General features: G+C 49.0%; 23 protein-coding genes. 11 read left to right on the top strand and 12 right to left on the bottom strand.

The window, feature by feature from the left end; all coding sequences use genetic code 11:
* The first annotated feature begins 12 nt into the window (after positions 1 to 12).
* A complete protein-coding gene (locus tag BLS03_RS03135; protein WP_093269516.1) occupies positions 13 to 1,143 on the top strand; it encodes an ROK family transcriptional regulator in 1,131 nt (376 codons plus the stop codon).
* A gap of 137 nt (positions 1,144 to 1,280) precedes the next feature.
* On the opposite strand, the gene BLS03_RS03130 is transcribed toward BLS03_RS03135, so the two are convergent.
* Together BLS03_RS03130 and BLS03_RS03125 are read right to left on the bottom strand one after the other, a co-directional pair.
* Positions 1,281 to 2,375 (bottom strand): ABC transporter ATP-binding protein, encoded by a 1,095-nt coding sequence (locus tag BLS03_RS03130; protein ID WP_093269513.1) that lies wholly within the window; start codon positions 2,373 to 2,375, stop codon positions 1,281 to 1,283.
* 18 nt (positions 2,376 to 2,393) lie between these two features.
* Complete coding sequence (locus tag BLS03_RS03125) at positions 2,394 to 2,993, bottom strand: GNAT family N-acetyltransferase (protein ID WP_093269510.1); 600 nt, start codon at positions 2,991 to 2,993, stop codon at positions 2,394 to 2,396.
* 509 nt (positions 2,994 to 3,502) lie between these two features.
* Here BLS03_RS03125 and BLS03_RS03120 point away from each other — a divergent pair.
* From BLS03_RS03120 to BLS03_RS03105, 4 genes are all read left to right on the top strand, one after another.
* A complete protein-coding gene (locus tag BLS03_RS03120; protein ID WP_218121986.1) occupies positions 3,503 to 4,816 on the top strand; it encodes an extracellular solute-binding protein in 1,314 nt (437 codons plus the stop codon).
* Between the two features lie 66 nt (positions 4,817 to 4,882).
* Positions 4,883 to 5,755, top strand: coding sequence for a carbohydrate ABC transporter permease (locus tag BLS03_RS03115; protein WP_093269508.1), 873 nt, complete (start codon positions 4,883 to 4,885; stop codon positions 5,753 to 5,755).
* A complete protein-coding gene (locus BLS03_RS03110) occupies positions 5,755 to 6,573 on the top strand; it encodes a carbohydrate ABC transporter permease (RefSeq protein WP_093269505.1) in 819 nt (272 codons plus the stop codon). Before BLS03_RS03115 ends, BLS03_RS03110 begins: the two co-directional genes overlap by 1 nt.
* Before the next feature lie 21 nt (positions 6,574 to 6,594).
* Positions 6,595 to 7,935, top strand: a complete 1,341-nt coding sequence (locus tag BLS03_RS03105; RefSeq protein WP_093269503.1) for a glycoside hydrolase family 28 protein — start codon at positions 6,595 to 6,597, stop codon at positions 7,933 to 7,935.
* A gap of 7 nt (positions 7,936 to 7,942) precedes the next feature.
* Here the strand turns inward: BLS03_RS03105 and BLS03_RS03100 are convergent, their stop codons facing one another.
* Positions 7,943 to 8,863: a LysR substrate-binding domain-containing protein gene (locus tag BLS03_RS03100; protein WP_093269500.1), complete on the bottom strand. Its 921-nt coding sequence runs from the start codon at positions 8,861 to 8,863 to the stop codon at positions 7,943 to 7,945.
* Positions 8,864 to 8,979: 116 nt separating this feature from the next.
* Here BLS03_RS03100 and BLS03_RS03095 point away from each other — a divergent pair, with 116 nt between their 5' ends.
* Together BLS03_RS03095 and BLS03_RS03090 are read left to right on the top strand one after the other, a co-directional pair.
* On the top strand, positions 8,980 to 9,894 hold the full coding sequence (locus tag BLS03_RS03095) for a 2OG-Fe dioxygenase family protein (protein ID WP_093269497.1): 915 nt from the start codon (positions 8,980 to 8,982) through the stop codon (positions 9,892 to 9,894).
* The gene (locus BLS03_RS03090) at positions 9,885 to 10,490 is read left to right on the top strand and encodes a LysE family transporter (protein WP_093269493.1); all 606 of its coding nucleotides are present in this window, start codon (positions 9,885 to 9,887) and stop codon (positions 10,488 to 10,490) included. The genes BLS03_RS03095 and BLS03_RS03090 overlap by 10 nt, the downstream gene beginning before the upstream one ends.
* A 104-nt stretch (positions 10,491 to 10,594) precedes the next feature.
* Here the strand turns inward: BLS03_RS03090 and BLS03_RS03085 are convergent, their stop codons facing one another.
* Complete coding sequence (locus BLS03_RS03085) at positions 10,595 to 11,137, bottom strand: helix-turn-helix domain-containing protein (RefSeq protein ID WP_093269490.1); 543 nt, start codon at positions 11,135 to 11,137, stop codon at positions 10,595 to 10,597.
* 109 nt (positions 11,138 to 11,246) lie between these two features.
* Between BLS03_RS03085 and BLS03_RS03080 the strand changes: the two genes are divergently transcribed.
* Entirely contained in the window at positions 11,247 to 12,419 is a 1,173-nt protein-coding gene (locus BLS03_RS03080) for a benzoate/H(+) symporter BenE family transporter (RefSeq protein ID WP_093269487.1), read from the top strand.
* An 85-nt stretch (positions 12,420 to 12,504) separates the two neighbouring features.
* Here the strand turns inward: BLS03_RS03080 and BLS03_RS03075 are convergent, their stop codons facing one another.
* Entirely contained in the window at positions 12,505 to 14,763 is a 2,259-nt protein-coding gene (locus BLS03_RS03075) for a phosphatase PAP2 family protein (protein ID WP_093269484.1), read from the bottom strand.
* A 445-nt stretch (positions 14,764 to 15,208) separates the two neighbouring features.
* Positions 15,209 to 15,382 (bottom strand): hypothetical protein, encoded by a 174-nt coding sequence (locus BLS03_RS25605; protein WP_176765505.1) that lies wholly within the window; start codon positions 15,380 to 15,382, stop codon positions 15,209 to 15,211.
* Between the two features lie 587 nt (positions 15,383 to 15,969).
* On the opposite strand from BLS03_RS25605, the gene BLS03_RS03070 reads away from it, so the two are divergent.
* The 3 genes from BLS03_RS03070 to BLS03_RS03060 are packed head-to-tail and all read left to right on the top strand — an operon-like array spanning position 15,970 to position 19,808.
* The gene (locus tag BLS03_RS03070) at positions 15,970 to 16,698 is read left to right on the top strand and encodes a gluconate 2-dehydrogenase subunit 3 family protein (RefSeq protein ID WP_093269481.1); all 729 of its coding nucleotides are present in this window, start codon (positions 15,970 to 15,972) and stop codon (positions 16,696 to 16,698) included.
* Between the two features lie 17 nt (positions 16,699 to 16,715).
* Positions 16,716 to 18,485 carry a GMC family oxidoreductase gene (locus tag BLS03_RS03065; RefSeq protein WP_093269478.1) on the top strand — a complete coding sequence of 590 codons (1,770 nt, stop codon included), beginning with the start codon at positions 16,716 to 16,718 and terminating at the stop codon, positions 18,483 to 18,485.
* A 6-nt stretch (positions 18,486 to 18,491) separates the two neighbouring features.
* Positions 18,492 to 19,808 carry a c-type cytochrome gene (locus BLS03_RS03060; protein WP_093269475.1) on the top strand — a complete coding sequence of 439 codons (1,317 nt, stop codon included), beginning with the start codon at positions 18,492 to 18,494 and terminating at the stop codon, positions 19,806 to 19,808.
* Between the two features lie 137 nt (positions 19,809 to 19,945).
* On the opposite strand, the gene BLS03_RS03055 is transcribed toward BLS03_RS03060, so the two are convergent.
* The 6 genes from BLS03_RS03055 to BLS03_RS03030 are packed head-to-tail and all read right to left on the bottom strand — an operon-like array spanning position 19,946 to position 25,177.
* Positions 19,946 to 20,620, bottom strand: a complete 675-nt coding sequence (locus BLS03_RS03055; protein WP_093269472.1) for an HAD family hydrolase — start codon at positions 20,618 to 20,620, stop codon at positions 19,946 to 19,948.
* Position 20,621: 1 nt separating this feature from the next.
* On the bottom strand, positions 20,622 to 21,641 hold the full coding sequence (locus BLS03_RS03050; RefSeq protein ID WP_093269470.1) for an ABC transporter ATP-binding protein: 1,020 nt from the start codon (positions 21,639 to 21,641) through the stop codon (positions 20,622 to 20,624).
* Entirely contained in the window at positions 21,638 to 22,426 is a 789-nt protein-coding gene (locus BLS03_RS03045; RefSeq protein WP_093269467.1) for an ABC transporter permease, read from the bottom strand. The genes BLS03_RS03050 and BLS03_RS03045 overlap by 4 nt, the downstream gene beginning before the upstream one ends.
* Positions 22,419 to 23,318, bottom strand: a complete 900-nt coding sequence (locus tag BLS03_RS03040) for an ABC transporter permease (protein ID WP_425445092.1) — start codon at positions 23,316 to 23,318, stop codon at positions 22,419 to 22,421. Before BLS03_RS03040 ends, BLS03_RS03045 begins: the two co-directional genes overlap by 8 nt.
* Positions 23,315 to 24,118: an alkaline phosphatase family protein gene (locus BLS03_RS03035; protein WP_093269465.1), complete on the bottom strand. Its 804-nt coding sequence runs from the start codon at positions 24,116 to 24,118 to the stop codon at positions 23,315 to 23,317. Before BLS03_RS03035 ends, BLS03_RS03040 begins: the two co-directional genes overlap by 4 nt.
* Positions 24,119 to 24,130: 12 nt before the next feature.
* Positions 24,131 to 25,177: an ABC transporter substrate-binding protein gene (locus BLS03_RS03030; RefSeq protein WP_093269462.1), complete on the bottom strand. Its 1,047-nt coding sequence runs from the start codon at positions 25,175 to 25,177 to the stop codon at positions 24,131 to 24,133.
* Positions 25,178 to 25,326 lie beyond the last annotated feature (149 nt).

Genomic DNA, 25,326 nt, shown 5'->3' with positions numbered 1-25,326 from the left:
TGAGCTAAATTTATGCCGACACCACCATCTATCACAACTCGTATTCTGCGCTTGATTGTGGAGCATGCTTCCATCAGCCAGTCAGACTTAAAGGTGCGTAGTGCGCTGAGTATGTCGGCTGTGTCGCAAGCCACCAATAAGCTTTTGAATAAAGGCATAATTCGCGAACTAGGGCTGCGTAAAGTCTCGATGGGCAGGCCAAAAACCTTACTCGGAATCAACCCAGACTTTACTTACGTGATTGGGGTTCAGCTCAATGCTGAGCGAAATCTTATCGTGATGACGGATTTAGCCGGCACCTTGATAAGCGAGCAGGAGATCCCGGCGGGAAAACTCACCCCTAAGCAGCTCGGTGATGCGTTAGCCAAGTTTATGAAATCATCGGCGCCGCAGCGTCAAATTGGTGCGATTGGCCTAGCGATTTCTGGGATTGTTGACCCAGATTCTGGCTATTGCTTACGCTCTATTTTGCTCGACTGGAACAATGTTGATATCGCCGCTCAGCTCAGTGAGCGCTTTTCGATTCCGGTGTTTATCGAAAATGATGCCAACGCTCTGGCGCTGGCGACGGTGGTGTTTGGTCAAATTGGTCAAGCCCACTCGGCGATCATTGCCACTTATGGTCAAGGCATTGGTGCCGGAATTATTCTCAATCGCCAGCTGTATCGTGGTCGTCACGGCAACGCTGGTGAGATTGGTAACGGTTTAATTGGAGATGGCACAGAGCGAGTGCTTGAAGATGTTGCCTCGTCGCGAGCGATTTTGCACTATCTATGGGAAAATGACCCAAGTATCGATAAGCGTAATCCCCCACGTACGTTACAAGAGCTTGAGCAAAACCCAAGTCCATTAACCTTGGAAACCCTAACCACGGCTGGTCATCACCTTGGGGTTTCGTTGGCGAATTTGTCCATCGCCTTTGACCCCGATATCATCTATTTGACCACGGAGCCGCAAACCGTGTCGCGAATTTTACTCGACCAAGCGCTGCAGAGTTTCCAGAAGTATCGCTTGCGTATCACGCCGCAGGTGACGCCAATTCACTTTCTCACCGAATCGCATATGTGGGCGCAAGGCGCAGCGGGGTTTGCGGTGAACCGCTTGCTGGATATGTTAGCGACGGATATCGATAACGATAAATAAGCTGTTAAGTCGCGAAGCATTTTTAAGCTGTAATGAATGGCTTAAAACCATGATTAAACAAGCGATTACTCACAACGCTATGCCTAAGAAAACGCCCTCAATTGAGGGCGTTTTTGCTTACGCTGTTTATGGTTTGGTTAGCGTAGGCGCAGGCCATTATCGTCAAACAGCAGCGCTTTTTGCGGATCAACCGCAAAGCGCACGCGCTCATTATTAGCAACGCTATCGCGAATTCGTGATTCGACCACAAACATGTCTTCTTCGCCGACATCGAGATACAGATAGTTGGTATGGCCAAGGTGCTCGCTAAAGGCAACCGGCGCGTCGAAGCAGTGCTGCTGCGGTATGGTTTCAACAGCATCGAGAATGTGTTCGGGGCGAAAACCTATGCTGATGATTTGGCCTTCTTGCAGCGGCGCTTCAAGCTCAATCATCAAGCTGTCGATTCCAAGTGCCGGAACGCGAATTTGTGTTTGGCCCTGATAGCTGTTGGCAACTTCACCTTTGAGCAGGTTGATTTTTGGCGAGCCAATAAAGCCAGCGACAAAGAGGTTGTCTGGGTCGTGGTAAATCTCAAGTGGTGCGCCAACTTGCTCAATCTTACCATCGCGGCACACCACGATACGGTCGGCAAGGGTCATGGCTTCAAGCTGATCGTGGGTGACGTAAATCATGGTGACCCCCAAAGACTCGTGTAGTTTGGCAATTTCGATGCGCATTTGTAGCCTTAATTCGGCATCAAGGTTGGAGAGCGGTTCGTCAAACAAAAAGATGTCGGGCTCGCGAATAATGGCGCGCCCAATCGCGACTCGTTGCCTTTGACCGCCAGACAGCGCTTTAGGAAGCCTATCGAGCATGGGTTCAAGATGCAGAGTTTTCGCCACTTGAGCGACTTTTTGTTTGATCTGCTCTTTTGGTTGCTTCGCCATTTCTAACGGGTAGGCCAGGTTATCGCGCACCGACATGTTGGGGTACAGAGCGTAAGATTGGAACACCATTGCGATACCGCGCTCGGCAGGTGGGGTCGTGGTCATCTCTTTATTGCCGATCACCAGTGCACCTTCGGTGATGCTTTCCAGCCCGGAAATCATTCGAAGCAGGGTGGATTTTCCACACCCAGATGGACCGACGAAGACGACGAATTCACCGTCTTTGATTTTTAAATCTACGCCATGAATGACTTCGGTTTTATCCCAGCTTTTTCGCACGCCGATAAGTTCAAGCTTTGCCATTTTCTGCCTTCCTCTGCATTACAGTTTGCGACCCATATAGATAGCGTTGCTACGAACGATATGGGTAAATCCTTGTTTTTGATAAAAATTACATACTTTTTCGTTTTGCAGGCTTACGCCAAGATGCACGCCACTGACTTGCTTACGCTTAAGCGCTTCAATCACAGCGCTGATGAGTTTGCTGCCCCAGCCACCACTTTGCACTTGTGGTAGCAGGTTGATATGCAGATGCGCGGGCCAGTCCTCCACCAACATTGGGTCAGCAACATGCGGGTCATTAATCTGGTTGAGCACTTTACTGTCAAACGGCTTTTGTGGCTGGCGATTGGCGTAGGCTTCGCGCAGTACCGGCCACCATTGCTCGTTTAGAGTGGTTTCGAATTGACGCGTGTCGGCGGTGGCAACGGCGTAGCCCACCACTTGCTCATCGCAGGTCAGCACGAAGGCTAAATCCGGTTCAAAGCGTGCATAAGGCACCACATAGAGCTGGCCTGGGTAGTGTGGGTCACTGTAGACGTCACTGGCATCGACGCCCGCTTTGGCGGTTTTTAAACAGATTTGATACAGCGCTTCTTCATCTTCAGCGCGGGCTTGGCGAATGGAATAAGGGATCGACATGACAGAACTCCTTTCTGTATTTGGCTATATCCATATTTGTCGGCTAAAACAGGCCTACTTAATTTTTAGTAAATAATAAATGCAAATATTAAGCAAGGTTTAATCTATACAGTTAATGCAAAAATGCACAATTTTTACTCACGCGTGTCAAGACTAAGCTGCGCGAAGTGCCCGTGTATATAGGCAATGAAAATGATGTGCTCGCCAAGCGAATGCAGTCGGTTTTAGAGGTTATTTATCTCATCATTAACGGGTTTTATACCTTTATTGCACTTCGGTTGGCGCTGTTTTTCTAAGGTTAACGCCATGCGCGAGAGGTTTGCCAATTTAGATATGCACGCAGTTGATAAGTAGTGTCGTGCAATCTCAATTTCACCACTATTTATAAAATAAATCTTTACTTTGTTTATTAAAAGAAGTAAGTCTATTTATAGGTTAGGTCAAACCTTGTACAGGAAGTACGGCTTGGTTGGCCTAGAAATGATGAATTGTGTTATCGGAGAGTCCACATGAATCGTAAAACCCCGCTATTTCACACTGCACTGCTTACGTCTATGGTGATGTCCAGCATCTCATTTGGCGCCAACGCCCAAACCAATTTAGACGAATGGGATATCTACAACTACCCAGGTCAAACCGCAGTGATTGAACATGCGATCGAAAATTTCACCAAGCAGCATCCAGATATCAAAATCAAACGCTCTATCCACTCGTTTGAAGACATGCGCATTCCGCTTAAATTGGCACTCAGTTCTGGGGACGGCCCGCAAGTCGCGCAGGTAAACCAAGGCGGCGGTGACATGGGCGCGTTAGTTAAACAAGATCTGTTGGTGCCAATGGACAAGTTTGCTGATAGCTACCACTGGACCACTCGTTTTCCAGAATCGATTCTCAAGCGCAACCGTTGGTCTAAAGGTCAACAGTTTGGCGAAGGCGAATTGTACGGTGTTGCCAGTTTAGGTGAAATGGTCGGTTTGTATTACAACCAGGCACTGCTTGAGAAAGCGGGCCTTAGCGTGCCAAAAACCATGCAAGAATTCGAAGCGGATATGGCTAAGCTGAAAGCGAAAGGCATTGCGCCAATCATGCTTGGGCTTCTTGATGGTAATGCTGGGCAACAGATGCTTAGCGCAATTTGGGAAGATCAAATTGATGCCAGCAAGCGCGCACCACTGGATAAACTTATCTATGGCGAAGGCGGTAGCTTCAAGAATCCAGCGCTCGAAAACGCGGCCAGCTTGATGCAAAACTGGAGCAAGAAAGGCTACTTCTTCCCAGGCTTCCAAGGCATAGGTCACGATGATGCGGCGACCTTATTCCAAAACGGCCAAGCGGCGTTTTTTATCAGCGGCACTTGGTATTCGGGGCAATTTAAAACCAGTAAAGATATCCACTTCGTAGCGATGCCAAAATTTGCAGGCGTAGACAAGCCTTTGATGGTGGGGGGAACCGACTTACCGTTCTCGATCACGCTAACCGCGAAAAGCGATCAGCAGCAGCAAACCGCGGCGCAGTTTATCGACTACTTAGTGTCGGGTGAAGTGGCTGCGGATTGGTTAAGCCACGGTTTCCTTCCAGCGGCGCAAGCGGATGAAGTGATCCTGCCAAAAGACAATCAATTGCTTGGTGATATCTATACTGCTTGGGTTCAAGTCAATAAAGACAACGCGCTTGGTCACTATGTCGACTGGTCGACGCCAAGCATGCTTGCCACATTAAATGAAAACGTGCAGATGTTGATGGCAGAGAAAATTACGCCAAAGCAACTGACCAGCAATCTGGATAAAAACTATCAAGACTATATGACATCACTTGGCCACTAGTTTTTGCTCCAGTAAGGGCGCAAGCACGAGTAGCTTGCGCGCCTTTGTCGTACAGGGATTTGTACCATGCTCAATCTTTCTCTCACCAGAAACGCACTCTATATCTTGCCGTCACTTGTCATCTACTGTGTGTTTCTGCTGTTTCCTTTGATGACATCTTTGGGTGTTAGCGTCACCGAATGGGATGGGGCAAGCCAGCCGATTTTTGTTGGGTTACATAATTTTATCGCCATTTTCAACGACCCGAAATTCTGGGTTGCGATAGGCAATAACGTCAAATTGATGGGTTATTACACCATTTTGCCGATTGCGCTTGGCCTGGCACTGTGTAGTTTTCTCAATGAAATGAAAAATCCGCGCGAATTGACGGCGCTGCGCATTTTGTTCTTTATGCCTTACATCATGCCAATGGCGGTGCTTGGCGTCGTGTGGCGTTGGTTATATAACCCAGCGTTTGGACCGATTGACCAGTTTTTTCGTTTCATCGGAATGCCGTCCATGGCGAAAGCTTGGCTAGGAGATTTTGACTGGGCATTGCCCGCTACGGGGCTTGTTGCGGTGTGGTATTTCTTTGGCTTTTGTTTGGTGCTGTTTATGTCCGGCATTCAACGGATGGACCCGTCGATTCATGAAGCGTCCGAGCTTGATGGCTCGACACATTGGAAAAAATTCATACGCATTACGCTACCTGCGTTACTTCCTGAGGTACGTGTTGCGCTGATTTTAACTGTCATCGCCAGTCTTAAAGCGTTCGATCTTATCTACGTCATGACGCAAGGCGGCCCGGGGACTTCAACCCTAATTACCAATATGTATATGTATCAACAAGGTTTTGACTTACGCCACTTTGGCTATGCATCGGCGGTTGCGCTGGTCAGTATGGCGATTGTTTTTGCGGTCAACGGATTGCTGCACTTTGTGCTTCGGGAGCGAAAATAATGACTCAAAATAACCCTATGTTATCGCGTGTTTTGCTGTGGTTTTTCGCCATTTTAACCGTTGCACCGTTTTTGTTGGTGTTGTCGGCATCGTTTAAATCGCAGTCGGAAATGCTGCAGGGCTTCTTCTCGCTGCCTGAGCATTTCAACTTCCGTCATTATGTTTCGGCGTGGCAGGAAGGGCACTTTAAGGTCTACTTCGTTAACTCGCTTTTGATTGTCTTTCCGGTGGTGATTGCCAGCATTGCACTCGGCACTTTGTCGGGGTTCGCGTTTGCGTTTTTGAAGTTACCGGGCAAAACCTTTATTGCGCTGCTATTGGCACTTGGCATGGTGCTGCCATCAGAAGCGTTTATGATTCCGCTGTATCACGAAATGCATTGGCTTGGGCTGATTAACACCCATTTGGCGCTGATTTTGCCGCAAGTGGCGCTGTCGATTCCGTTCAGCACTTTGATGATCGCCACTGCGTTCAACCAAGTACCGAAAGAATTAATTGAAGCGGCGGTCATCGACAACACACCGCGCTTTACCATTTTGTGGAAAATACTGCTGCCCGCGATTCGTCCAACTCTGCTGACTTTGGCATTGCTGCTGTTTATCTGGACGTGGAATGAATTCCTGATTCCGCTGATTTTAGTCAACCAGGAAGACCTGCGCACACTGCCAATTGGCATGATGTTTTTCCAAAACCGCAACACGATTAATATTCCCGTGCTGATGGCTGGGGCGATGATCGTGATTCTGCCGCTAATAATCATGTTTTTGATTTTCCAGAGAAAATTTATCAGCGGTGTCACCGAAGGTGCGGTGAAATAGTCGCTAGCCAAGAGAGTTGCTATGTACACCAATTTGAATGATTTTGCGCCGACCGCCGATGGCGTCACGCTCAATACCCATGTTTTTGAACGGGCGATTGCCACGCTACGCGCTCAAGGTGGTGGCATTTTATATGTGCCGCCGGGGCGGTATTTGAGCGGCGCGATTTGTTTAGAGAGTAATATCTCGCTGCATTTAAGCGCGGGTGCCGAGTTGATCGCCTCACCCAATTATCAAGATTTTTGCGCCGCGCGCAGTGAAGTGATGGCTGAAGGCAGCCACTATGGGTTTATCTTCGCTAAGGGTAAATACAATGTTGGCATCAGCGGCGCGGGTGTGATCAATGGCAATGCTCCGGCTTATAATGCCGAGCAGGCCGATGAATTGGGGTATAGAAAGCCACATTCGCTGCGCCCGCGCACGGTGATTTTCGAGCAGTGCCAAAGTGTGTTGATTGAAAACATTACCGTCGTGGATTCGCCGATGTGGACGCTACACATGGTCGGCTGCGAGCGTGGTCAGATTCGTAATATCAAAGTGCAAAACAGTTTTAAATACACCAACACTGACGCGATTGACCTCGATGGCTGCCGTGACTTCATCGTTAGCGGCTGCATGTTGCGCACAGCCGACGATGGTGTGTGCCTTAAAACCAGCCGTAAGTCTGACGGGATGGATTGGCCGTGTGAGAACATTTTGGTTGAGAATTGCTTAATTCGTTCGCACAGTTCGGCGCTTAAAATCGGCACTGAAAGCTACAACCTGTTTAACAACATCAAGTTCAGCAATTGCATTATTAGCGGGTCTAATCGCGGCTTGGCACTGGTGTCGCGCGATGGCGGTGCCATTCGCAACGTGAGCTTTGATAACATTTCAATTGAAACTGAGTTCACCGCGCCATGTCATTGGGGCAAGGCCGATCCGATTTACGTCACCGCGAAGCGTCGCCATGGCGAGCGTCCATGCGGCGTGATTGAGCACATATCGTTTTCCAACATCACCATTCGTTCGCCCGGCGCAATCAATCTTCACGCCCAAGAGTTAGGCTTGGTTCGCGATGTGCGGCTGTTTAACGTTAATCAGCAGCAGCTTGATAGCAGCGACCCAGACCGAGGTACTTATGATGTGCGCCCGCCATGTAATCCGATGCAAAGTGATAATTCCGGGATGGATAACGCTTACACCATCTTGCAAGGCGAGACTCGGCCTTGGGGCGTTTGGTCATATCCTGATGGTATACCGGCGGTGTATGCGCACAATATCGCCAAGGACGAGCTGCGGTTGACTTGTTGCCAGTTTGACCAGCAGTCAGGCACACACTGGAATGCTGAAAAAGTAGTTTTTATTCAAGGTGATGCCTAGCGTTAAGCTAGGCGATTGCTGAGTCTTGATTGAGACTCGCCAGTGAGGCTTTGAGAAATTCAATAAACACATTGACGCGTTTCGGGCGGTCGTATTCGCTGTCGGTCAGCAGCGCGACAATGTCCGCATCTGGCAGGCGGTAATCGGTGAGAATTTCACTTAGCAGTCCGGCTTTGATCTCTTGGGCGACGTCCCACTCTGAGCGGTGAATGATTCCCAGACCATTGAGCGCCCAGACTTTGACCGCATCGGCGACATTACACTCCAAGCGCGGTTTAATTCGCACATTGATGCGCGCCCCAGTATGTTTGTGGGTAAACGGCCACTGCATGGTGTCTTCATTATTTTCAACCAGCGCAATGCAGTGCTGTCGGTTGAGGCATTCCGGTGTCTCGATGGGGCCAGCTGCAGCAAGATACTGCGGCGACGCGCACACCAAGCGGCGGTTTTTGGCCAGAACAATCCGCTTCATCGATGAATGGCGCAGTTCGCCGATATAAATCACGATATCCGCATCGGGAAAGCTTTCAATATCTGGGCTATCAGACATCAACAAACGAATTTTCAGCTGCGGATAGTCAAGGGAAAACGCGCCAATCAGCGGCGCGATATGCTTTTCACCAAATCCTACCGGCGCCAGCACCGTCAGTGTGCCAGACAGCGCATCCTGCTCACCTTTGATCTCGTGGGTGAGGGCATCAATGTCATCGAGAATGGTTTTACAGCGGCTCTCTAATTTGTGACCGCTGTCGGTGAGCTTAAAACTTCGAGATGAGCGTTCGACCAACTTCAGCCCCAATTTCGCTTCGAGATTTTGCAGCCTCTGAGTCACGGTTGGCGCGGTGACGCTTAATTTCTTAGCCGCAGCGGAAAGGCTGCTGCTGGTGGCGACAACGTGAAAGAAATGCAGATCCTGAGAAGACAACATTAAATTTTTCCTTATCGCTAATTAAGAAATTATAAATTTTCATCATGTATAACATAATGATACTAGTAGATAAATACTTCATTCTAGCTAACAACGTCAGCAAGGGAGCTTTATAGATGTACCTTGAAAAACAACCCACAACTAAAAAATTACAGCTAGATAAAATGGGGTGGCTAGTACAACAACATAACAATGGCGAGGAGGTGATTCTCAATAACAAGTTACAAGTGAACTTAGTCGAGTTTGCTTCTTCACTACTAAGCCATGGCTTTTATATTGGTGAGAGCGAGCTTGCGCCGTCAAGTGACGAACTGGATTCCTCGTGGAGTGATTTCAAGCGCACTTGGCATAACTTGCCCACCGACACCTATATGAAAGACAACGGTACTTATCGCCAACGTCGCTACTCGACCATGTATTACTCGGCCAAGTTGCAGCAGTTGGTGCGTAAGCCCTATGTGCCGTTGTACAAATCCAGTCTATATAACAGCTTCGCCGGCGATCTGTTTCGTTATTTTGAAATGACTGAGGCGAGTCTGTACGCCAATAAGCATTTCAAGCGTGCGCTCACTTTGGCGCTGAAAACCTTTAACCGCTGTGAAGCCCTGCTTGGTAACACCACGCCACAATGGTTTGTTGAACTCGACCAATATCGTATCGTTGCGGGCGAAACCACACTGGGTAAACCGACGCCCGAAGGTATGCACAGCGATGGCACTTCGTACTTCTTGTTGATGCTGGTAGAGCGGCATAACATTCAAGGCGGAGTCAGCTCGGTGTACAACAGCAAGCGCGAGGTGATTGGCCAAACGACGCTGAAAAATCCCGGTGATATTATGCTGATTGATGACGCCAGTGTATTACACGATGTGTCGGATTTAATCAGCGATAGCGCCGGTGGTCACCGCGATATTTTGCATATCTCATTTACCAATCTCAATTCCACTCAAGCGATTCAGCGCCGCTTTGGTTTAAGCGAATCTGAGCTAGCGCTGCTGGCGAGCGATGAGGTGCAGTCGCAATGGATATAGCCGCCTTTTTTATCGCTTGCGTGGTGTTTAGTTTGTCGCCCGGCTCGGGCGCAGCGGTGTCAGTCAATAATGTGCTGGTTAACGGTTTTCGCGGCGCCAGTTTTGGCATCCTTGGCCTGCAAGCGGCTTTAGCTCTGCATCTGGTGCTGATTTACCTCGGGATTGGCATTTTAGTTTCTCAGTCGCCAACGCTGTATAACATTATTAAGTACGTGGGTGTGGCCTATCTTGCTTATCTTGGCGTTGAAAAAATCATTGCCAGCATCAAAGCCGATAACAGCCTGTTTGCCGAAGGGACGCAGCAGAGCAAATCGAGTTTGGTCAAACAGGGCTTTACCGTCAATCTGACCAACCCCAAATCGATCATCTTTCTCAGTGCATTTTTGCCGCAGTTTGTCGATATCCATGCCGATCAAGCTACGCAATATTTGCTGCTGGGCGCGATTGTGGTGCTGGTGGATACGGCGGTGATGTTTATTTACAGCCTTGGTGCCAACTCGTTTAAACGTTATTTATCCGATGGCAAAGTGATTCGCACCATCAACGGTATTTTTGGCGTCATTTTCATCGCCATTGCCGCCACCATCGCTTTTTAGTTTCCCTTCCTCAGCGGCGTCTCGGTAATCCCCATACTTGCTAAAGGCGCCGCTATTTTTTACGCCAGTTCAATCAAGCGTGGTGCTTTTTGTACCGCTAGCAATTATTTGCTTGGGTAGCAGATAATATTGTCAAATACTGCGCACTCGCTGAGCGCTTGATAGCCATGTTGTTGATCGCTGAAAAATCGCACCCGTTCACCGGCTTTCAGGCGGTGCCAGTTCTGGTCGAAAAATACCTGCATTTCACCTTGTTTCACCACGATATGTTCAATCACCCCAACGGCGTGAGGTGAGGACATTTGTTGATGGAAATGGGTTAGGGTGATCTCAAACATCTCCATTTTGGCGTCATCTTGATAAGCAAACAGGGTATTCACCTTCATATGAGTATCGGCGGGAAACGCGCGATCGCTTACATGCAACTTAGGATCGCCGGCGAAAAACGCAGAAAACGACGTGCCAAGGCCGCTGGCGATTTTCCACAGTACCGAAATAGTTGGGCTCGATTCTTGGCGTTCAATTTGGCCGAGCATCGCCTTGGACACGCCTGTGAGTTTAGACGCGGCGTCGAGGCTGATGTTTTGCGCTTTACGCAGGGTCTTAAGGTGAAGGGCAATTTGCGCGCGAAAATCGGCGTCTTGCATAACAAAATCCTAAGCTTGAAATATTGTTTGTGCGTTATAACGCACAGTGATACTCTTTTTGAGCGTTATAACGCACACGAAATAGTAGCATCATCACAAGGGATAGGAAATGTTAGCAAGGTGGTTTAATCCGGGGCATATCTCGGCAGGCTTTGGCGCGGTTCTGGTTGGCTATACCAGTTCGGTGGTGATCATTATTCAAGCTGCCAAAGCGGCGGGTGCCAGTGCGGCGCAAATTGAAAGTTGGCTGTTGGCGCTCGGTTTGGTGATGGGGCTGACGTCGATACTGTTTTCATGGCACTATAAAAAGCCGGTTCTCACTGCGTGGTCTACGCCGGGCGCGGCAATGTTGGTCACTGCAGTGGCGCAATATTCGCTGAGTGAGGCGATAGGGGCGTTCATGATAACCGGGGTGTTGATTGTGATTACCGGTTTAATTACGCCGTTAAGCCGCGCCATCGAACGGATTCCGCCACAGCTTGGCACTGCGATGCTCGGTGCAATTTTATTGCCATTTTGCTTAAAAGCATTTACGCCGCTAAGTTCAATGCCAATGGTATTTCTCCTGATGTTTGCCAGTTACCTGCTAGCCAAGCATCTGATGCCGCGCTACACCATGTTAACGTTGTTGATTGTTGGTGTGGCGTGCGGGTTATTCGGCGAGCAAAGCCAAGGGCTCAATGAGTCGCTCAGTGTCTCGCTTGCCAGTCCGGTGTGGATAAAACCTGAATTTACACTGCCCGCAGCGGTTAACCTTGCACTGCCGCTGTATGTCGTGACTATGCTGTCGCAAAATTTGCCCGGCATTGCGATGATGAGAAGCTATCACTATGACGTGCCAGTTAAACCGTTACTGGTCGGCACTGGGCTTGCCAATTTGCTGTTTGCACCGATAGGGGGTTTTAGCGTCAATCTGGCGGCGATTTCAGCCGCCATTTGTATGAATGAACAAGTCGACAGTGATAAATCGCAGCGCTATCGCGCTGTGATTTGGGCTGGGATGTTTTACTTGATGGCAGGACTATTCGCCACATCGGTCGTGGCGCTGTTTTTGGCGTTGCCGAATGAGATTTCCCATATTCTCGCCGGATTCGCGTTATTAGGGACTTTGCTGATGTGCTTAAGTAGCGCCTTTAAACAAGATAACTACCGCGAACCTGCGCTGTTTACCTTTTTAATCACCTTATCTGGTGTGAGTTTTCTGGGGATGAGCTCAACGCTTTGGGGGCTTTTAGTCGGGCTGGTGTACTTGCGTCTTAGCCATCAATCCGGCAAAGCTTAAGTGGCGCGTAACTTAAATAAATGTCAGAAAGTAAAGAGCCTGCGCAATGCAGGCTCTCTTCAATTATATGCACCGTTTTTAGTCATTAAGCCTGCGGAGAGACGCTCACACTGGCGCCAGTTGCGCTGTAACTGACCGACACATCGTAACTGGTGCCTGAGCTATCGCTGGCGGTAACGCTGTCAAATTCGCCATCAAGATAAGCGGCGGAAAGAATGCTAAAGCTCTCTGTCTCGCTCAGGGTTGGGACCGTGACAACCAGATTGCCACCGCTTAAGTAGATGCTGCCGCTAGCGCTAAGTTTAGCGTTATTGTTAAGATCAAGCACAAGGCTACCACCATCTTGAACATAAGCGCCGACATTAAGTGTACCTTGCGAGCTATCGCTGCTGCCATCGTCAATTGAGATTTCAAGATTACCATCTTGCTGATAGAGCGTGCCGCTGCCAAATGCACTGCTTGAGGCCGCGATTAAGCTACCTGCTTCAAGTAGTGTACCGCCGGAGTAGTTGTTGTCACCGGTGAGCGTTAAGCTGCCCTCGCCAAGTTTGGTGAGCAGGCCCGCGCCGCTAATATCATTACGCCAAGTATCTTGGGCGCCAAATTCACCATCATCAGAACTCATAGTGATGGTTACGTCGCCATCAAAAGCGCCGTAACCATCGGCGGCAGCAAATAGATTTAAGCGTCCCCAACCACGAGATTGATTGATAACCGGATAGTTGGAATCGATCTCTGTGGTGGCGAGCACCGCGCGGCGCTGGTCGTCATCAAGGTAAGGAAAGCGTGATGCGAGCAGAACTTCGGCGCCTTTTGGTACTTCGGCAGCGGCGCTGTCTTCATCAAGCGCTTCGAAACCGTAGGTCAATGCCGCAAGATAACGGGCCTTCATTTCATCGTGGTCGCTGTAACGCGCCGCTTCCACATCGCTGACATCGCTGTGAGCATAGTCATCGATAGTATCAAAACCGGCAGTTTGCGCTTTGGCTAAGAAATACTCGTTGGCTTGGCTTAGCGCTGTACTGGCAACGGTTGGGTTGGCATTGAGCGCCGCCGCAGTGACTGCGGTGCCCATAATCCGTCCGCCAATCACATCCAGCGGTGAGTGCATACCCGCGACAATTCGGTTGGTGCCAAGGTCCACCGCGCGCATCGCCATTTCAGCAAAACGCGCAGGAATCGTATAGGCAAGCCCTAAACCACGGTCGACCGCTTCAGTGGTATGGCCGCTAGGAAAGCCGCCGTCTTTAGCGCGGCCAGATACCCATGCATCGCCACTTCCCGCCGTGTAGTTGGAGCTAAAGCTGCCGTCGCCGTTGTCGGTATAGATGGTGCGTCCGGCGCAGCGCAAGCCAATCAGCGGTGAGACAATCGGGTCGCTTGGGAAGTCGTAGAATTTTTCCGTCACGCTGTCATCAAGGTTATGACATTCCAGCGCAGTGACATCGTCAATGCTGCTGAAGCTGGCGACACTGTAGTCGCTTTCCATGCGCCAAGGACGCGGAGATTCAAAGTGGTATTTGGGCGCTTCGGTTGAGGCGCCAAAGTCACGAATGGTATCCAGTAGCGCGATAACATCATCGAGTTCATAACCACTTTCACCATAGTTCGTGCCACCTTCACCTAAGCCTTCATTCGGCAAGTTGCTGTCATCAAATATATCAACCTCGGTGTCATCAACCAGCACCTCTGTGCCTTCATCGTTATATGAGTAAGGAGAGGTTGAATTGGCGCCAGTGCGATAATCATCAGCTAGAGCGCCAAGACCTGAGGTGATGCTGTAGCCTTTTTCACGTTGGTCATCGAGGTAGGCAAACACTTGGCTGGCGGCATCATCGCGGTCGACATCGGGCTCGGTTTCGCCGCTGCGAGTGAGGGTTTTGACATAGTCAAAGTTGTATTGCCAAACGTCATCATCAAGGGTGTTCGCGCCGCTGAAATCAAGCAGGAGTGCGCTGCTGGTGCTATTGGTCGCGCCGCCGTCGACGCCCGTGTAGCTTTCGTAGCCATCAGCGACGTCAAGGTCCGCGGAGCCAGTGCTAGACCAAGTGCTATCGCCAACACTCCAAATGTCGTTGAAACCAGTGAGAACTTGTAAAATCGGGTTAACCGCTTCGTCGTAAGCGACGATATTTTTCTTATAGTTGGTGACCTCAATATCACCATCGACCACCGCTGTACCTGAAATGTCAGGTGTATTAACGGTTTGTTCGTATCCAAGCCCCGTTGGCAGCGCGGGTTTTGTGTAACTGGCTTCACTGTCTGAGTCTGAATTACACGCGCTGAGTAGCGCACAGGTTAGCGCGGTGAGGGCGAATGTTTTCTGCTGATGTGAAATCTTCATGATCAAAGAGGTTTCCTTACTTCTATAAATGGTTTTTTGTGAATCTGGTTCAGGTTGTGCGCACAAGGAAGCGAGAAAACTAGCAATCAACAATGACGATTGCGTGACATCATGATGAACAATTTATGCTGTCACATAACTGTTACTTGTTGTTTTAAAAGAAAATATGTCATTTATTTCATATCGTCGAAATGTAAGGATGGTGCTGATTTGGGAAGATGAGGCAGGCGATAGAAAACAAAAAAAAGCCACACTAGTGGTGGCTTTATCCGTTGCAACATCAATAAGGGCTAGGCCTTTTTGAGTTCTTTCTTGATTTTTTTCACTTTAGATTTGGCTTTTTTAAGTGACTTTTTCAACTCTTTCTTCGTTGATTTTGCCATGATTTACTCCTTTGAATAGGTCATAACGACGGAAATGTCTCGCGCAGCCTATCTCGACATGTTTATGTATCTGCGTTTTTATGCGCCGCGATAAATTGCTGGATGAATTTGCGTATTTCTCGGGCTGCTGAAGTGTCCTGCTCTTCGCATATCGCTATAAATTCGTCACGTACTTCGCGGTTGATCCGTAACAGTAGTTGGCTGTCTTTCGGCTTTGATGACTTTTTACGGCCCATGCCACCATCCATAAAAAACGTATATACATTGTATATATAATGCGCGTCAGCATAGTGAAATCAACGCTTTCTCGCATTATTTTCGTTGTGTTCGTTATTGAGAGTTTTGTTGCGATGTTTTAGCAGCAATGTGATCGGTGACGGTTTGCTTTTATTGATACAAAGGTTTAGTGGCTCATCCAAACGATGGCTTTGGTGAAGGAAGAATTTTTGAATCAGTAAAAGTTACGATACGGTTCCAGAATTATTTTGTCTTCATCCATAATACTTTCGAATTTGCTAAATATTGTCTATTTTCAAAATAGTTACACTTGTGAAACGAATTTAATTGGTTTGTAAGTTGAGTATCAATTTGAAATCAAATGAAGCAACTGTTGTTACATATTGTAATATTTTGTTACAATGTGTGCGACATGACATGCATCGGTAGTAATGACCCAGTTTAAGGGATTGTTTCTACTGAAAAAATCCCCTCGACTGCCAATGGCTTAGTCAATAAGTTGTTCCCCCTGGTCGTTCGTGTTGGTCATTTAGTTCAAGTGAACTGCAATACTTTTGAAGAGTCCCAATCAGATAAGGATAGCTTTATGAAAAGAAGACAAGCTCTCAAGCTGTTGGGTCAAGCTGCGGCTACTCTCGCCATCGCCCCGCGTATTAATGCAGAAGAAATGCACGGTGTGCCACTCGAGACGGCCTTAAGTTCTGACCATTTACCCAATCCAGCACACGCTGGCGCCTATCGAGTCTTAACGAAAAAAGTTGACCGAGACACCTTATCCGCCATTTATGACCGCCTCATTCCCCAAGATGAATACGGCCCATCAGCGACCCAAAGTGGTTGCATTGAGTTTATCGACGACCAGCTTTTTGGTGATTACGGCTCAGGTAAAGCATTGTATTTAGAAGGCCCGATGGACCGTGCCAATGAAGAAAAACTGATGGGCAAACCTCAGTTTCTTGAAACGCCAAAACAGCGTTATTTGAAAGGGTTAACTGCGATTGAAGCGTACGCGCAGAAAAACCTTGGCGGTGCATTCGCAGCGCTGTCTCCAGATCAAATCGACGACTTTCTGCTTAAACTCGAAGCTGGCAAGATCAACTTAGGTAGCGATATCGACGGTGCTGCATTGTTTGAACTCATGCTGCAAAACGCCCGTGAAGGCTATCTGTCGGACCCTATTTATGGCGGCAACAAAGATATGGCTGGTTGGAAAATGATCGGCTTCCCAGGTGCACGTTATGATTATCGTCCTTACTTAGCCCGTCGTGGAGAAGAGTTAAATCTTATCCCAGTTAGCTTAATTCCAAACGATTAGGCTGGAGAAATATAATAATGATAAAAGAAAGAGCAAAAGTCGACGCGGTTATCTGTGGATTAGGATGGGCAGGTTCCGTCATCGCAGAAGAGTTAACTCGCGCGGGTTTAAATGTCGTCGCCATCGAACGAGGGGCTTGGCGTGATACGTCAACCGATTTTCCACCGGCAGTGGATCCTGATGAACTTCGCTGGCAAACCAGACGTTCCATGACTCAGCCAATGAGCGTGGAAACCACCACATTCCGTAACCATGACGGCCAAAAAGCGGCGCCAGTACGTAACTGGAACGCGTACCAGTTCGGCTGGAACGTTGGCGGTGCTGGCACACACTGGGCTGGCATGTCATGGCGTTTTAACCCTTGGGATTTTGAAGTTAAAACCAAAACCATCGAGCGTTATGGTGTTGAACGCACCAAGGGACTACAACTTCAAGACTGGGGCGTTACCTACGAAGAGATGGAACCGTACTACGACCGTTTCGAACGTATTGCAGGTACCTCAGGCAAAGCGGGTAACATTCAGGGTCAAAAAATTCCGGGCGGTAACGTATTTGAAGGTCCGCGTTCGCGTGAGTACCCAACGCCTGAACTTCAAGACACCAACTGGATGTCCAAATACCGCAAATTGACCACAGAGATGGGCTATCACCCATTTACAATTCCTGCGGGTAACTTGTCGCAAGCCTACGTTAACCCACTGGGCGTGACGATGGGACCTTGTACTTACTGCGGTTTCTGTGATTTTCATGGCTGTGGTAACTTCTCAAAATCGTCACCACAAGCGTGTATTCTTCCAGCCTTGATGCGCCGTAATAACTTTACGTTGCTTACTGAAACTGAAGTGCTTCACGCTGAGAAAGCCGAAGATGGCAAAACCGTTACCGGCGTGAAATTTATCACTAAAGATGGTGAGCAAGGTTTCCAACCTGCGGATATCGTTATCTTCACTGCCTACCAGATGGACAACGTACGTCTGATGCTGCTTTCTCAAGTGGGCGAGCAGTACGATCCAAAAACGGGTAAAGGCACCATTGGTCGTAACTACAGCTATCAAACCTGTTCATCGGTTACTGGTTTCTTCGACAACGAAAATATGAACCCATTTATCGGCGCCGGCGCGCTAGGGGTTCAGATCGATGATTTTAACGCAGATAACTTTGACCATAGCGATCTCGATTTCATCGGCGGTGCGGGCATCATGGCCTTTAACACCAATGGTCGTCCGATTCAAAACGCGGACGCGATTCGTCCGGGCACTCGCCGTTGGGGCACCGAATGGAAGAAAGCCTACGCGCGTGATTACCAAAATGCGGCGTCGATTTTCTGTCAAGGCACCTCGATGCCATCGCCAGGTGCTTACCTAAGTTTGGATCCGGAATACAAAGACCGTCACGGTCAACCGTTGCTGCGTGTCACCTTCGATTGGAACGAAAACGATAAGAAGATGGCAAAATACGCAACCGAAAAAGCCGTTGAAATCATGAAGCGCGCAGGCGCGAAAGACATCATGGTCGACAACCAAGCCGAAGCCAGCTGGAACCCATATAAACAGCACAGCTCGCACACAATTGGCGGCGCAGTGATGGGCGCAGATCCTAAGACTTCAGCGCTTAACCCTTACTTGCAAAGCTGGGATGCACACAACCTATTTGTGGTCGGTGCGTCTGCGTTCCCAAATAACGGTGGTTTCAACCCAACTCTCACAGTCGGGGCTCTAGCGGTTCGCGCAGCGCGCGCAATCCACGAAACTTACGTGAAAAATCCTGGCCCATTGGTAGAGGTGTAAGCTGTCATGACTGATAACAAACGTAAGATTTTAAAGATCGTTATCGCCATCGTTGTCGTGGTTGCGATCCTAGCCTTGGTACGTCTGTGGCAAACGATAGACACTTCACGCTCGGATGTCGCGGATGACACTGTCACCTTGTCGCAGTACAAAACCGATGATCTCGACGCGATCAAACGTGGTGAATACGTGATGCGAGTTGGCGACTGTTCGGCGTGTCATACCGCTGGAAATGGCTATATGGGCGGTGGCTACGACATCAAAACGCCATTTGGTGATCTCTACAGCTCCAATATTACGCCTGATCCTGAAACCGGTATCGGTAACATGACCGAACGTGATTTCTACAACGCGGTTCGCCAAGGTATGGGTTCGCACGGCTTCCTCTATCCAGCCATGCCATACACGGCTTATGTGAAGATGTCGGATCAAGACATGCATGACTTGTGGGCTTACTTCTCCACTGTGAAACCCGTGAAACACGATATCGATGAAACCAAAGATATGCCATTTCCATTCAACGTGCGCTTGTCGCTTGCGGGCTGGAATATGCTGTTCTTTGATAACTCAGGTCTTGAGCAAGATGCGAACCAAAGCGCAGAGTGGAACCGTGGTAAATACTTAGTGGATGGCGGCGGCCACTGCTCGGCATGTCACAGTCCACGTAACTTGCTGGGCGGCGAAGTCACCAGCGGCTACATGCAAGGTGGTAATTTAGGTGAATGGTATGCGCCAGATTTAACTTCCAACCCTCACAAAGGGATTGGCGATATGTCTGAGCAGCAAATCAAAGACTACCTAAAAACCGGCTCTGATGGCATTGGTGTAGCAACAGGTGCGATGGCGGAAGCGATTGAGCACTCAACCCAATATTTCACTGACGAAGACCTTGGCGCGATTGCCACTTACCTTAAGAGCATTCCTGCCTCACAAGGCGGTGAGCCGCATCCGCAGCTGAAAGTATCGGACAAAGTCGCGCTTAGCTATGAAGTGAACTGCTCAGCGTGTCATGGTCTGGAAGGTGAGGGGATTAAAGGTATGGTCCCTGCGTTTGCGAAAAACAATGTTATCAACGCCGATGATCCAACCAACCTAATCCATGCCATGCTCAAAGGCGCTCGCGCTGCGCATACTCACACGGCGCAAACCGCTGCCGGTATGCCATCATTTGCTTGGAAGATGAACGACCAAGAGATCGCAGATGTTCTTAACTATGTGCGTAACTCGTGGGGCAACACTGCGCTTGAAGTGACGGCAGACCAAGTGGCTGAAATGCGTGATTCTCTAGGCGCAAGACAAAAACTGACTGTGCCAGCGAAATAAGTGTTTATTAATGCTTAAGCGCGTAGGCGCAAAGTGATTAAACTAAAAGCCCTGTGAAAACGGGGCTTTTTTGTATCTGAAGGCGGTTGTCTTGTGATGGCATCGGCCTTGAGTGCGTAAATGCATGCTTAACCGTGTTAAGCCAACGCGCGAGTATTCCAGTGATAAATCTGCCAGTTTTTGCCTTGCGCGGCTTGCTCAAGTTGCTGACAAGGGTTAATCAAATAGGCGTGGTCAGCGTATTCACACAGCGGCAAATCGTTGATCGAATCGGTGTAGAAATGCAGCGCAGAAAAGTCGCTTTGCTGGGCGTTAATCCATTGCTCAAGGCGAGCAATTTTTCCTTGGCGATAACTAGGGATGCCGACAATTTGCGCGCTGTAGTGGTCGCCTATCACCGCCATATCAATGCCAAGCGCGTGTTCAACGCCTAACGACTTGGCGACTTGGGTGACGATAAAGCTCACCGTTGCCGAGATGATAACCATCGGTATTTGCTTGGCTTTTAAATCGGCGAGCAGCGCTTGCGCTTCTTTAAACACACGCGGCTCAACGTACTCTGCAACAAATTGCGCCACTAATTCATCGACTTTGGTGCATGGCATGGCCGCTAATGGCTGCATCGTAAAGGCCAGATACGCTTCCATATCCAGTTTACCCACGCCGTACAACGCCATCAGTTTTTGATCTGTGGTGAGAAAGTCAGGGTCTTTGACAAACCCTTTATCGACCAAAAATTGATTCCACAACATCGAGCAATCGCCATCGATGAGGGTGTCATCCATATCAAATATATACAGTGGTGACGGCATATTACTCTCTTACCGGTTGGATTTCGTTAAGGTTAAATAGAATGTCGATGTAGCTCCCCGGCGCCAGCAAACGCTCCGATGAACGGTTAAGCAGATCGACGGTCAGAGTTTGCGGGCCGACCATGATGGTATAGCGAATCACATTGCCGAGCAGCTGATGCTGCGTAATTTTTCCGTTAATTGGCGCCGAGACATGCGTTGGATATTGGCGACCGGCTTCGCGTACGTAAATCGATTCCGGGCGAATCGCCAGTGTTGATTGCGCGTCCACGCCAAGCCAATGCCGAGCAAAGTTGGCTTCGACCAAGTTGTAATGCCCCATAAATCCCGCCACAAACTGGTTTTTAGGCTGGGTATAAATCTGCTCTGGTTTGCCTTGTTGGACAATTTGTCCTTGGTTCATTAAGAAGATGCGATCTGACATCAACATCGCTTCTTCCTGATCATGGGTGACGAAAATCGTGGTCAGATTGAGCTCTTTTTGAATATCACGAATTTGCAGGCGCAGGTTTTTACGAATTTTGGCATCCAGCGCAGAAAGTGGCTCATCCAGCAGCAAAATTCGTGGTTGCATTACCAGTGCTCGTGCTAGCGCAACCCTTTGACGCTGTCCTCCCGAGAGTTCGTGCGGATAGTGGCGCTGCTTACCAGACAGTTCAACCAAATCGATAAAACGCGCGATGTCTTGCTCGGCTTGCGCTTTACTTACGCCTTTCATTCTCAGGCCAAAGCCGATGTTATCGTGCACCGTCATGTTGGGAAACAGCGCGTATGACTGAAATACCATGCCGATTTCGCGTTTTTGCGGCGCGAGGTGAGTCATGTTTTCGCCATCCACCCAAATCTCGCCGTGATCGACATCGTCAAGGCCGGCAATGCTGCGCAGTAGCGTTGATTTTCCGCATCCACTTGGGCCAAGTAAGGTGACGAATTCGCCTTGCTCAATCGAAAAATCGATCGCTTTAAACACCTGATTGTCGCCAAATGCCTTGGCGAGTCGGGTCACTTCTACATAGCTCATTGTTTACTTCCTGCACTAAGGTATGAGGCCAGCCAAGTACAGACAAAAATGAACACAAAGTAAGTCATTACCAGGGCTGAGGTGAAATGCCCACTGGTCTGGCGCATGTTATAAAGATAAATCTGCAAGGTTTCGTAGCGAGTGCCAACCAGAATGTTGGCAAATACGAATTCTCCGAGCAAAAACGAGAACGAGACAAACAGCGATGCCATTAAGCCTTTCTTAATATTGGGCAAAATGATCAGCAAAAAGGCTTTGCTGGTACTGGCACCAAGTAAGTGCGCAGCATCGATCAAGTCGCGCAGATTAATGGCGATAAAACTGTTGGCAATCGCGCGATACATAAACGGAAGCGCGATGGTGAAATAGGTGCCAATCAAAATCCATGGCGTACCGACCAACGGCACACTGCTGTCGGCGTATATTTGTAACAGGCCGACAGACGACACCACCGGCGGCACTGCAAATGGCAATAAGATCAGAATGTTCATTAACTTATCGAGCTTTGGAAAGTAGTAGAACACCACAAAGATCATTGGCAGTACCAGTAGCGTGGCGAGCAGCAAGGCGCTAAAGCAGATAAACAGCGAACGGCCAAACGCGGCGAGAAATCGCGGGTCGGTGAGTAACGTTAAATACCAATTCAAAGTAAAGCCTTCGGGCAGAATGGTCGCGCCCCAGCGGCTGGAAAATGAATAGGCGAGGGTGGCGAGAATCGGCATCAGCAGCAGCGCGACGATGCTGTACACCACGGTTTTATGAAAGCGTTGCGAACGATTATGCATGGCGATAACTCCGTGACACTAACCACTGATTGACCGCAGTGACCAGCGCCAGAAGCGCCATCAGTAGCACCGAAATCGCCGCCGCCAGATTAGGCTCAAGGAACAGATCGCCCGAGACCAAGCTTGCGATGCGAATGGTGATCATATTGTAATTGCCAGTGGTGAGTGCATAGACACTGGCATACGCGCCAATGGCGTTGGCGAACAAAATAATAAAAGTGCCTAGTAGCGCAGGGGCAAGGACTGGAATCCCGATATTGAGCCAGTAACGCATTGGGCTTGCGCCGAGCAGTGCGGCGGCGTCATACCAATCTTGTTTAAGGGCGTCAAAGGCCGGGTAGAGCAGTAAAATCCCCAGTGGAATCTGAAAATAGATGTACAGTGTGAGCAATCCCCACTGACCGTAGAGATTAAAATCGTCAATGATGCCGGCTTGCTTAAGCAGCAGAGTAACGGCGCCGTTGGTGCCGAGAATGATGATAAAAGCGAAAGCCAAAGGCACGCCAGCAAAGTTGCTGCTCATATTGGTAAAAGCAATCACGGCGCTGCGAATGCGGTTGTTGAGATGGCGCAGTGACGAAACCATCAGTGCGGCGATCGCAAGGCCTACGATACTTGACCAAAACGAAATCCATAAACTGTTGGTAAAGCCCTGAATAATGAATTTGGAGTCAAACACTTCTAGGTAATTGCCAAGTGACCAACTGTCGTCATAGAGAAAACTGTTGATGACAACCCAGATCATCGGCGCCAGTTGAAACAAATAGAAAAACGCCGCAAACGGCACGACCAATAGCAAGGGTCGAAGCTTTTTTAGTTGGCGTTTACGCCTGTTTTGAGGTTCACAAGACGATACGATTTTATCCATGGTGGTATTGACCTCGCGACTCATAGCAAACATTGTGGATTGAACAGTTTGTGATGTTCAAGGCCGAGTAGCTGGCAAATCAGCCCGCATATCTCAGTTTGCTTGATATCGGCGCTCTGGTGGGAGAAACCCTTTCCAGCAACATACAACGGGACTTGACGTTCTTCCGCCAGCAATCCGCCGTGGGATTTGTCATCGTTCATACCATGATCGCTGGTCACCAGCACTTGATAGCCCATGGCAATCCACGTCGGCATAAAGTCGGATAACACCACATCGGCGTAGCGCGCACTGTTGCGGTATTGGGCGGAATTGAGACCAAAACGGTGGCCAGCGTCATCGATATTCATTGAGTGCACCAGCAGAAAATCCGGGTCGTAGTGATGGCGAAGATACTCTGCATCGAGAAACAACGCCTCATCGGGATAGTGGTCCCAATGATAAAAAATGCCGTTGTGAATGTTTAAGCTTTGATCATGAGTGTGACGGTCGCGCTTGGCATCATAAGGCGCGCGGTTATAAAGCTCACTGACCCAGTGATAAGCCGCCGCCGCCGTGGTCAAGCTTTGTTTAGCCGCGAGGCTGAATACCGACTCATGATGAGAAAGGCGAACCACGTGATTATGCACGATCCCGCTTTCGATTGGCGTCACGCCCGTTAGCAAGCATTCATACAAAGGCCGCGACAGAGAAGGCAGCTCACTGGTGATGGGGTAATACGTTGCTTTTTGTTGCTCAACCAAGCCATTAAGGTAGCCCATACCTTCACGGGCTACCTGCTGGTTCAGGCCATCAAGAACAACAAGAATGACCTTGTTTTGCATAGACTTATCCAACTATTGCTGATTGATCAAAACACTTTCTTGCCATTGACGTGGCAGTTTGCGCGCCGATTTTTCCCAAGCTTTGAAATCTTTGATTGGGTGCACGTTGGAGTATTCTGAATTTGGAATCAGCTTGTCTTGAACGTCTTTTGGCAAGGTCACGTTGGTGCGAATTGGGCGAGCGTAACCTTTGGCAAGGTTGATCTGTCCTTGGTCACTGAAAATGTATTCGCGCGCCAGCTTAGCGGCATTGGGGTTTTTGGCGAATTTGTTGATGATGGTGGTGTAACCGGAAATCACCGAGCCATCTTGCGGAATGGTAACGGTAAAGCGCGAGCGATCAATTTTATCGCGGTAGTTGAGGGCGTTGAAGTCCCACAAAATCGCCACTTCCACTTCGCCTTTTTCAAGGTTTGCCAGTGATGGATCGGTGAACGATAAACGACCTTGTTTCGCCAATTTGGCAAAATAGTCGATGGCTGGGCTCAAATCGGCTTCGCTGCCACCGTTGGCAAACGCCGCAGCTAATACCGCGTTGTTGGCCTGCGCCGCAACCCCGACATCACCGACGGTGACTTTGTAATCCCCTTTAAGAATGTCGCCCCAAGAGTGCGGTGCGTTCTTGACCAAATTGTTGTTGGAAATAAACGAAATGGTTCCCGTATACGCCAACATCCAATTGCCATCGGCATCTTTCGCCCAGTCAGGGATTTCGCTCCAAGTTGAAGGTTTATAAGGTTGGGTCACGCCTTTTTGCACGGCAACGCGGGCAAAGGCAAAGCCGACATCACCGATATCCGCGGTCGCGTTGGATTTCTCGGCGTCAAACTTGGCGATTTCTTGCGCCGAGCTCATGTCGGTATCTTGATGGGAAATCTGATATTTGCTGGTTAAATCGGCCCAAGTGTCTTTCCAGTTGGCCCAGCTGTCAGGCATACCAATGCTGTAGACCTGACCTTCTTTTTGTGCCGCTTTGACTAGGGCGTCTAAGTCAGCGGCCCAAACGGTGCTGGCGCAGCAAATGCTCGCCAGTGTTGCGGTGATAAGTAGTGGTTTCATAATTATCCATCCTATGGACTAGTTCAGTTAGTGTGTTTTCTATCCTTTAGAAAAATTATTACGGTTTAAATCGAAAAATATGAACGTTTTTTTACCTATTTTTGACAAATTATCGAAAATAAGAACAAAATTTCACCAATTAAAGCGCG

Source organism: Vibrio xiamenensis (assembly GCF_900100015.1).
GTDB classification, from domain to species: Bacteria; Pseudomonadota; Gammaproteobacteria; order Enterobacterales; family Vibrionaceae; genus Vibrio; species Vibrio xiamenensis.
Note: the sequence above shows the minus strand (reverse complement) of the source record. Positions and strands in the feature narration are given on the sequence as shown.